Consider the following 9,544-nt stretch of genomic DNA (forward strand, 5'->3'; position numbering starts at 1 on the left):
GCCGACGACAAGCGCTATGCGCTTCTCAGGAGAGTTCTGCGCCTCGGCCGAACTCGCAACCGCGACCCCCGCCAAAACCAACATCATCGCAAAAAATGCAAAGCGTCGAACATCTCGGCCTCGGCTTGCCAGCATCTTGAAAGATGGAATCAATTTCACTCTCCAGTGTCGGACCGCTGTGGGTCGCAGTCTCAATGAGCTCCCGTCAGGCGGATCTCCGATAGGGTTCTCCGTTGCTTGAACGGATGATCGAACAAAACCCGTCGCCGAGCTTAAAATATTCTGCGGTTTCAAATTGAAAGCCGTGATCTCACCGCCTCTGTCGTTCAATGCGAGGCACTGCCTTAGGAGCCGAAGTTCAATGGCTGACATCGAGCCGGCGAGATCGGATCCTCAGGATTGAGCCATGATGACACGCTAGCCTACCGATAGCGGCAGGTAGCGTCATGTTTGCGCAGCATGATTTTGCCATCAACTTCGCTTCCACCGCAGCCGCATAGTTGGAAAACCTTCAATTTTGATCCCTCCACCAATTCGGACGAAATCTAAGCCCTGCCACCACTTTTGGGTGATTGTGGCGACAGGGCAGGCCGCTGCACTCGGCGGGGCGCCGTGCAACGACGGGGGCAAGGATCCATATCCCACACCCTGGGCAAATCATATTGAACCTTAGTATAATCCCACGTGCTTATTCGCCGCTTTCCGCTAGCCCGAACCGCGAGATCGCTGCAGTCCGGCGGAAAGTTGCGCATCAATGCAGCACTGGCCGTGGGTCAGGATGGCCGATGAAATTCGATATCATCGGCTCGATGTATCTGGAAAACGTCGATGAGGGACTGCTCGCATTGCCCCTTGGCCGTCTATGCGCGGGCAGCCAAGGACTCACAAAATAGCCATCTCGATCTCGGCTTCGCGGCCAAGTGAGACCATCCAGTCCCTAAATTCGGGCTTGCTTTTGAGCTGTCGTCCGTAGTGGCGCGCCAGTTCTTTACCGAGCGCGCCTTCGCGACCGAGTTGCTCGTCAGCGAAGGCAATCATTTGGGAGTTCGGCCATGCCTGCGGCCGGATCGTGACGAGACGCTCGAACAGTGCTTCGGCGGAGGCGTCAGGATTGGCCTGTGCCATCAGGGTCATCATCGCTGCTGTCGAACGGGACACTCCCATATGGCAATGGACGAGTATGTGGCTCGGAGCATTCTGATCCTGCCGGTCATGGAAGGCGCGTCCGAAATCCAGGATCGCTTCGACATGCTGGGGCGTGGGCATGATTTGACCCGGTATGGGGCTGATGATGTCGTGAAAACGAAGCGTCGTGCGGAAGTGATTACCGTAGGCCGCGAAAGCGGTAAGCTCAGCGCGGTCGGGATCGATGATCGAAAGAACGTGGGTTACCTGGCGTGAACTTTGCGCTGGCAGTTCCTCAATTCCACAAACCGTCAACTCAGGGGCGAACATCAATTCCATCTTGCTTAACTTCCATATGCCGATTGCGGTCCCAGGACGAATTTCATTCTGGATTGTGGCTCTTTTTGCGCGCCCTTTCGTCTAAGGTCAATGTAGCCCGTTGCCTCCAGCCCAGAACTTCCGGTCACTTAGGCCGTAATCCAAAACCAGGCGGTACACCCGCTTCCGCGGTGGATTGCCCCGGATTGCCGAGACTTCTCTGTCACGCTTTCGGCGTGATCGAGATCGATGCGGCCTGCCATTCTGCGATGACAGCCACTGCTTTTCATCGGTGAAAAATATGCGGCAAAATTTGCGGTATGCGCCGATCTCGATCATCCCCTATTGATTGTCAACAATTGGCGACAGAGGAGGATATCCCGGTGAGGAAGCCTGGTAAGGTCACAACGATCGATCTATGGAACGGCCGTGAGGTTCCGCGGCTTGGCATGGGCTGCTGGGCAATTGGCGGACCGTTCTACGCAGGCGATGTGCCACTGGGCTGGGGAGAGGTCGACGACGGTGAGTCGATCCGCGCCATTCATCGTGCCGCCGATCTCGGTATCCGCTTCTTCGATACGGCTTCGAATTATGGGGCGGGTCACTCTGAGAAAATTGTCGGGAAAGCTATCGGCAATCGCGACGATATTGTCATAGCGACGAAGTTCGGTTTCGCAACCGATGAGCAAAGCAAGCAGGCAACGGGCGCCTTTGCCGATCCAGCTTTCATTCGCCGCTCCGCCGAGACGTCGCTGCAGCGACTGAAGCGCGAGCGACTGGATCTGCTGCAGTTTCATCTGAATGATTTTCCACCGGAGGCATCCGACGAGGTCTTCGAAACACTTGAAGCCCTGAGAACTGAAGGCAAGATCGATGCGTTCGGTTGGAGCACCGACTATCCCGATCGCGCATCCCGCCATGCGGCGCGGGAGGGTTTCGTTTCCGTCCAACACACGATGAACGTCTTTGAGGCAGTGCCCGAGATGATCGATGTGGTCGAAAAGAATCACCTGATCTCGATCAATCGCGGCCCGCTCGCCATGGGGCTTCTCAGCGGCAAGTTCACAGCCGAAAAGCACGTGGGTGCCAATGACGTCCGCGGTGCGAGCCTTGATTGGATGGTTTATTTCAAGGACGGCAAGATCGCGCCAGAATTTGCAGCGCGGCTGGATGCTGTGCGCAACTTGCTGACTGCGGATGGGCGTACGCTAACGCAAGGCGCCCTTGCCTGGCTCTGGGCGCGCTCCAGCCGTACGTTGCCGATACCCGGATTCCGAACCGTTGCGCAGGTAGAAGAAAACGTCGGGGCGCTGCAGAAAGGGCCGCTGCCTGACGAGCTGATGGATCGTATCGACGCAGAACTCGCCAATCTCTAGGCGCGATTGCGCGCATCGAGGGTTACTGCCGGCCGAGTCCACCGCAAGGGCATCGAGTGGATCGAACCCGCGGCCACTCCGTTACCAACTGCCTGAAGCACCACGTCATCGCCAAGATCGCGACAGCACGCAAATAGAGATGGTGGTGTCTGCGGCGGTCCACGCGATTCAGGCCACGTAGACCTATTGCGATCATGCATTACGGAGATAATCCTGCCCGCAACCGGTCCTGTGAAGACGTATGGCTCCCTAACGCCGGATTGACTCCAGATGTGTCACGCCAAAACCTTCTGCGTATTTAAGCCCGTAGCCGAGCGCTCTGTCCAGGCCGATATGGGCAGCCCATACCAATCCGACGGCCAAGGCCACAGGTGCGTGTCCAACCATTCCCCAAGCGATCACTACAAGTGGTGGGATGTACCAGTGGGCCGCATTGTAAAGCGCGGCACCCACTTTCTTACCGGCGAGGTAGCCGATCATTGACAGGTCGGGGGCCAAGATCAGGGCGGCATACAGCCACCAACTGGCGTCCAGTGTAGTGTACCAGGCCGTAGCGGCAACGAGTACACCAAGCCCCTCAAGGCGAAGAAGCACTTTAGGTATTCCAGTGACGAAACCTGTCATAACTCAATCTCCAACTTTTATGTCGGAGTGATAACATTGATGGCTGACATACAAAATTGACTAAATTTTACTACCAGCTATTCATAAATGAATATCTATCACTTCGAAGACGCTTCTATGATGCCTCGCAGTGAGTGTTGAATTTCGCGCGAAACTCACCCCATTTTCCACTTCACGGTAACCTGCGATCCTGGTTCCGCCTCGTAGGATCAGCCTCAAGTGAAAAGACGCGTCAGAAAACGACGAAATTCAATACCAAGCCATTTGCGATAGGGGATCCTGCTCAGAAAGTCAGCGAGACCCTGCCCTAAGTAGGGTGAGGCTCGCATTGCCAATGACACCGATCGCCGTGGAACGATTCATGTCCTGTCCACCCTCGACATCCATCGACAGAGCGAAGGGCAGCCATCCATCAGCACTGTATCTTGCCCGAAGGGCTTCTAAGAGCCCCGAGGATAGAGCACCATTGCCCGACGCGCTCTCAAACTGTTGATTTCCATAGGAAACTCATCCCGTCTACTCTTTTGCGAAGTACGACGTTGGTTCAACATGGTGAGAGTTTCATAGATCAGAGTCGGCCTCGCGGTACCGGCACTCAGCAGCACGGCGGCCAGATCTCGACGGAACTCGGCACTCTTCGGCTATGTAGATGTCTATAGTCAGCGAAAATCAGGCTTTTATCAGTATCGGCGTCTCTTGCCAAACCGCTCAACAGTTGCAGCAGCATGCAGGATTTCTCTCTTCCCTCTTAAATGATCGTCTGCGCGAACGGTCCGGATTCTTCAATTGGGTATTTGTCAGCTCGTCAGAGATAGCAAAAGTCGTGAACCGCCTGCTCATTGGGCCAATCACCCCCCAATCTCTGTATGTGCCGGTCCATGCTAGAGAAGCCCTGCGACTGGAGGATTTCAAACTTTGGTTTTGGCATGAGAAGTTAAGCGACGAGGTCAACCAGGACGACGTGGAGAAAATTGCGGCAAAATATGAGCGTCTTCGTAATAACTTTCTGAAAATGCTCGAAAAGCCCATCCGCTATATCGTCCTCAGCAACACGCAAAACAACATAGAGAACTTCTATCCCCACAAGATCCAGGGAATGGACATCTTTCTCGATGCTGACATTGTTTCGGAGATTGCCTGCGCTCCGTGGGCAACCAACCAATATGGCAACGCCCAAATCATTGCATTGACCTATCCGCGCCGATGGAGGGGAAGACCGCATGGATCAGTTTCGTACCTGGAAGAAGATGACAGTGATTGGCAGGGTAACATGGCGTCTTGGGACGAGGCCTTATTACGGCACTTCAGGCCGATCTTGCTGACGAAATCCCGAGGCGCGACCAGCGCGCGCTCGTGAAATAATGATGATTGACTCACAATGAAAACATCAAGCTAAGCTTTAGCTGGGCCGTATCGGCCAAGAAATTTCGAAACATCGATGGCTCTTCAAGGAGCTGATCAAGTTCGAAAGTCGTTTTTGTCGGACTTCCGTCCTCCGACCACCTATACGTAAATTCTATTATGTCCACGCCACCGGCAATTAGCTTTTGTCGCTTGGCGTCCAACATCTCAACGACCCGATGAATAACCGCAACCGAGGCTTCATCATCTTCGAATTGATCGAATATCGTTCCATTATTCGCATTAAAATCTTGCCAAAAATGCGAGGCAAAAAGCCATTCCGATACCTTTGCCGAAAGTTCGAACTCTGGCTGATCCATGCATGAATCGCCATCAACTGAGATAAAAAATCTGGATTTCTTCATTTGCATCGTTGACTTAGATTTATTCAAGCCGAGTTCATGAAATGGCTAATAGTTTGCTTACATCCTTTGGAACGCCGGCCTGCATAGCTCGACCCGACTTTATAAGCGGACCATTTCTAAGGATAGAGCGGTCAGAATTACGGTGACAGTGCACCTATTTCCTCAATGATGACGGCGGTTCGATCGCAAAAGAGGATTTGCACGCGTTCGTTCCCGCTTTGGGTAGCGTGATGTGGAGTATTAGGGGCGACGATCCGAGCAAGACGGGCATTTGCTTGCTTTGGTCAGATCTTGAATCTTATTGAGTGCGCTGTCACCGTAATTCGCATGCTGTTATGCGATCGGAGAAAAATGAAGTATTCCGACAAACTAGGAGTATCTATATGCGTCAATGCAAAGCGCGTAATTGGATCATTCTCTCGCGGAAATCAACAGTCAGTGTCCAATGTCGCTACTTTCCGCGAAGTATGCAGACACTTAGCCTGCTTGGCGCCACCCAGTTTGACGTTAATCTCCCACCTTCGCCCGAAACTATAACGGCGGCTGTCATTCCCGCATTGATCTTATCGAATTCGCGCTCATAAGCCGAAATCTTCTCAATCGTTAGATCGAGCGCCCAAACCTCCCCCTCAATCGGCGAGTTTTCAGCAGTCCCATTCACCGGAAAATCGAACCTTATAAGTTCCGTGAAACGTCCGTTGAGGACTAAGTCTGTTATACAGCGACCTTTCAAAAGCCATTTACTGCCAGCATTCTCTGGTTCCAATACAACGGAAAACTCTATCATTTAGCGACCTCCACTAATTCTCTGTGCGCGCTCAACAAATTGTTGTATTTGGGTGGATGTCAACCTTGGAAGACCTTCTAACACCTGATCAAATTGACCTCCAGAACGGGTTACATAACTCGGCATAGAAACACCAATGTCTTGCAATATGGTGCGCGCTTCGGATGCTGTTATAGTAGTTGATGCCAAGTTGGCAAATTCACTTGGTGGAATACCCATGACAACTTCAGCCTCTTTAGCAGCTAGCACATTTGAGGAAACTATATCGATAGACGCAATATCCTCAGGCAACGCTAGATGAACAACGCCATTTCCATAGGTTTGTCCCTCAGTAGCGAACAAAGTCGCAATCGCGGGGTCCGTAGAAGTGCATGTCACGCCACATCGAACTGAGGCATCGCTACCCACATAACCTTCAGTGGTTCCCCGAAAAAGTGCCGGACCCTTTGCCCCTGTGGCTTCAGCCGCCGCCGCTTCTTTTGCTGCGGCAGCCGTAGTCGCTTGCTCTACCGTTGCGGCACGGAATTACGGTGACAGTGCACCTACTTCCTCAATGATGACGTCGGTTCGATCGCAAGAGAGGATTTGCACGCGTTCGTTCCCGCTTTGGGTAGCGTGATTTGGAATATTAGGGACGACGATCCGAGCAAGACGGGCATTTGCTTGCTTTGGTCAGATCTTGAATCTTATTGAGTGCACTGTCATCGTAATATGCGTCGAGCTTGAAAAGCGGTAAAAAGCGCAATGCGAGGGCATGTACGAAACTTGGATACTATTCAATCAACTCACCAGTTAGAAATCCGAGAAATTTGACAGCGCCCAAAAATCTTCCCTAGCATTTCTAATCCAGTAGCGGTGGGAACTCGGAATCATGTGTTCAAAATCCCCTTCGGCACCCCACCAGCCATCCAATACGACAGCCTCATATGAGCGCCCGCGTACCATATGCATGAAGAGCTTGCGGTCATAGTTTATGTAAAACTTAGGTAGCTTTGAAGATAGCTTCGCCTTTAAGGCCATCGCCCCTTCCGGGATAGAGGTGCCAAAAGATAGATAATGCTCGATAAGCTTGGACAGGTTCGCATATTCGCCGCGATCGTCATGGAAAAACTCTTGATGAAGAAGTTCGGTACTAACGACTTTGGCTGATTGGCCATCGCGATATTGGGCAAAGAACTGATATGCCAGTGTTGGGATACCGTCACGAAATTCACTAATCTGCTGCTGTCGCCATTGATCTATGGATAAACCCTTCGGCAAGAACCGGAGATATTGTGGCTTTTCACACAGCGCTTCGATATTTTTGGCTTGATCGAGGTTAAAATGAGCCTCCCAATCGACAATCCAATAATAGTTACCGGAATGCACGAAAAAGCCGATACACTCCTCGCGTTTTAGAATGTTTTCCCGCAATTCACTTGGAATTTGAGCCAAATTCATTCAAAAACTCTTGCTGCGTCAAGACTCTGCTATTGATCGAATGCTCAACACTTGCCGTACTGTGGACATTGCTTCACGCGTGCGCCACGGTGTAGTTCAGAGTGGAAACTCAGAGCGGCTTTATCCGAAATCAGAATGTGTAAGGAAATCCCAGGTATTCGCTTCCAGACTCATTTGTTCAGCGAGCTCCTGAATGATAGCCATTTCCGCGGCCACTGGTAATACGCTGTATTCGTACAGTTGGGTACACAGATTTTCGAAAGCGATCACGCACTCATTGTGCTGCGCAAGTGAAACGTATTCAGAAATATACTCAGCTGGTAGCCGACCGCTGAACCCACGAGCTAAATTGATTAGTCTTTCTTCAACCTTCATACACACCTCAGTATTGCGGAAAAGCGGTAATAATACCCTCTCCCGCTGGCTCAATGACGACCCTTACAGGCACCCCATCAACAATCGGAAGGTTGCCATTCGCATCTGTTACAACAAATCTCGCCGGTTTGCCTGATTTTGTAAACAGACCGCCACTACCTGTCTGGGGTTTCCAACTCAACGCGGGATCGGTTGCTATGTCGGAAATGGTGCTCATTACTTTATCCGCATTCCAACTTTTTGGGAACACCGTCTTTCCAGGTTGGCCTGGCCAGAGATGACCGCCACTGTTAGGGCCATCGCCGTAAAGGATGTGATTAGTTCTTGCTTCACTCGCGAGATTAGTAGCCGGATTTACTAGTGGCTTTACCGGAGGCGCATTGCTGCTCGCTATCTCATCAATTATCGTTTCACTAGAACCACGGCCAGTTGCGGGGCCCTTGCCAGATGTGGCATTCTGGCCGAGCGTTACGACGCCGTAGAGGATTTCACTGCGAAGCGCAGCGGATAATCCGCTCTTTGACGCCGTCAGCAGCGCCTTTGCTTCGTCACTCTTGAGATTTGACGCGATACGATCCGCGTCGGCAATTTGACCCAGATCGCTGTCATCAGCGTAGTCGTAGGCTTGCAAAAGCGCCCATTGCCTTTGCAGGCCGCCAATCGGCGTAACATATTCGCCGTCGCCTGTCAGAGCGGCGTCCACATACTGTGCGGCTGCAATACGCAGATCGGTTCTGGCTCTCACGCATTCGCTCGACGAATTTCCAACGCAGCTCTTCAGTTGGTCGTCACGCGCCTGAGAAAGATCGAGAAGCTGATCATGGCGCTCGCAATCCGTCTTGCTGCCACCTCGGCAGGCCAATTCGGCGAGTTCAAGCTCTTTTGCTTCTTTATGCGTCAGATAGTTATAATTGACATTGTCGAGTGCGGCGGCGGCACCCGCACCTCCGCCGACGGCAGCGCCGACAGCCGCTGCCACCCACTGGGTGATCGCGCTTTTCTGCGTATCCGTAAGGTTAGGATCGGCCTGCAAGACCTGCTGAAGCACGCCATTGGCGATTTCACTCAGCGCACCGCTAAGAGCACCGGCACCAACATTGCTGCCGGCCAGCTGTGAAACAATCGCCCCGACTGCGGCATGCAGAGCAACCTTTTCGGGAGATCCTTCGACAAAGCCGAGCCGCTCTGAAAGCTCGCCGACGCCCATGTTAAGAAGCGCTGACAATGCCGCAGCACTCTGCTGTTGTGCTTTCAACTTGTCGATGTCGAAGGGATCGACAGTCTTGTTGGCCTTGGAGGGGTCGGTGCTGAGGCTTGCGAGGTCCTGGCTCTGGTTGGCGAGTGTCCAGTTGCCGGGGGTGATCGTTGCCAGCGTTGCGCCGTTGCCGCTCTGCTTGGCGGGCTGACCCACGATCGAAACTGGAATGCCGGCACCAATCAGGCTGAAGCCCGTGCTCTTCAAGCAGGCGGCTTAGTTTGAAGCGCCTCGCTGGTCCAGCCCGAGGGGTTCACTCCAGAACTGGGTTAAATTCTGACACAAACCAACACATTCATATTATTCATGCGCGTCCAAGGCAGATACAACCACGCTCCAGAGTGGCCACAGCTTAATTTCGAGCCGCTGGGATATTGGACTAATAGAAAATACTACCGAAAGTGATTGCGAATCTTCATGCAAAGTTATGGATTTTGCAAAATCGCTATAGAAATAGAACAGCCGTCTCGAACTTGAC

10 protein-coding genes are annotated in these 9,544 nt (G+C 52.5%); 2 read left to right on the top strand and 8 right to left on the bottom strand.

What is annotated here, in order from left to right; translation table 11 throughout:
• Nucleotides 1-882: 882 nt before the first annotated feature.
• Entirely contained in the window at nt 883-1,464 is a 582-nt protein-coding gene (locus tag ACQZ6F_RS31780) for a tyrosine phosphatase family protein (RefSeq protein WP_077472987.1), read from the bottom strand.
• A gap of 362 nt (nt 1,465-1,826) precedes the next feature.
• On the opposite strand from ACQZ6F_RS31780, the gene ACQZ6F_RS31785 reads away from it, so the two are divergent.
• Nucleotides 1,827-2,819 carry an aldo/keto reductase gene (locus ACQZ6F_RS31785; protein ID WP_449096290.1) on the top strand — a complete coding sequence of 331 codons (993 nt, stop codon included), beginning with the start codon at nt 1,827-1,829 and terminating at the stop codon, nt 2,817-2,819.
• A gap of 249 nt (nt 2,820-3,068) precedes the next feature.
• On the opposite strand, the gene ACQZ6F_RS31790 is transcribed toward ACQZ6F_RS31785, so the two are convergent.
• Nucleotides 3,069-3,443, bottom strand: coding sequence for a DUF4260 domain-containing protein (locus tag ACQZ6F_RS31790; RefSeq protein ID WP_449096291.1), 375 nt, complete (start codon nt 3,441-3,443; stop codon nt 3,069-3,071).
• A 649-nt stretch (nt 3,444-4,092) separates the two neighbouring features.
• Between ACQZ6F_RS31790 and ACQZ6F_RS31795 the strand changes: the two genes are divergently transcribed.
• On the top strand, nt 4,093-4,800 hold the full coding sequence (locus ACQZ6F_RS31795; RefSeq protein WP_136687023.1) for a hypothetical protein: 708 nt from the start codon (nt 4,093-4,095) through the stop codon (nt 4,798-4,800).
• Nucleotides 4,801-4,816: 16 nt separating this feature from the next.
• Here the strand turns inward: ACQZ6F_RS31795 and ACQZ6F_RS31800 are convergent, their stop codons facing one another.
• The 6 genes from ACQZ6F_RS31800 to ACQZ6F_RS31825 form a co-directional block, all read right to left on the bottom strand.
• On the bottom strand, nt 4,817-5,164 hold the full coding sequence (locus ACQZ6F_RS31800) for a hypothetical protein (RefSeq protein ID WP_449096292.1): 348 nt from the start codon (nt 5,162-5,164) through the stop codon (nt 4,817-4,819).
• A gap of 496 nt (nt 5,165-5,660) precedes the next feature.
• The gene (locus ACQZ6F_RS31805; protein ID WP_449096293.1) at nt 5,661-5,996 is read right to left on the bottom strand and encodes a hypothetical protein; all 336 of its coding nucleotides are present in this window, start codon (nt 5,994-5,996) and stop codon (nt 5,661-5,663) included.
• The gene (locus ACQZ6F_RS31810; protein ID WP_449096294.1) at nt 5,997-6,338 is read right to left on the bottom strand and encodes a hypothetical protein; all 342 of its coding nucleotides are present in this window, start codon (nt 6,336-6,338) and stop codon (nt 5,997-5,999) included.
• Between the two features lie 450 nt (nt 6,339-6,788).
• Nucleotides 6,789-7,436, bottom strand: a complete 648-nt coding sequence (locus ACQZ6F_RS31815) for a hypothetical protein (protein WP_449096295.1) — start codon at nt 7,434-7,436, stop codon at nt 6,789-6,791.
• Between the two features lie 120 nt (nt 7,437-7,556).
• Complete coding sequence (locus tag ACQZ6F_RS31820) at nt 7,557-7,811, bottom strand: MafI family immunity protein (protein ID WP_449096296.1); 255 nt, start codon at nt 7,809-7,811, stop codon at nt 7,557-7,559.
• A 7-nt stretch (nt 7,812-7,818) separates the two neighbouring features.
• The gene (locus tag ACQZ6F_RS31825) at nt 7,819-9,273 is read right to left on the bottom strand and encodes an EndoU domain-containing protein (RefSeq protein ID WP_449096297.1); all 1,455 of its coding nucleotides are present in this window, start codon (nt 9,271-9,273) and stop codon (nt 7,819-7,821) included.
• Nucleotides 9,274-9,544 lie beyond the last annotated feature (271 nt).

Source organism: Rhizobium sp. A22-96, from assembly GCF_053521805.1.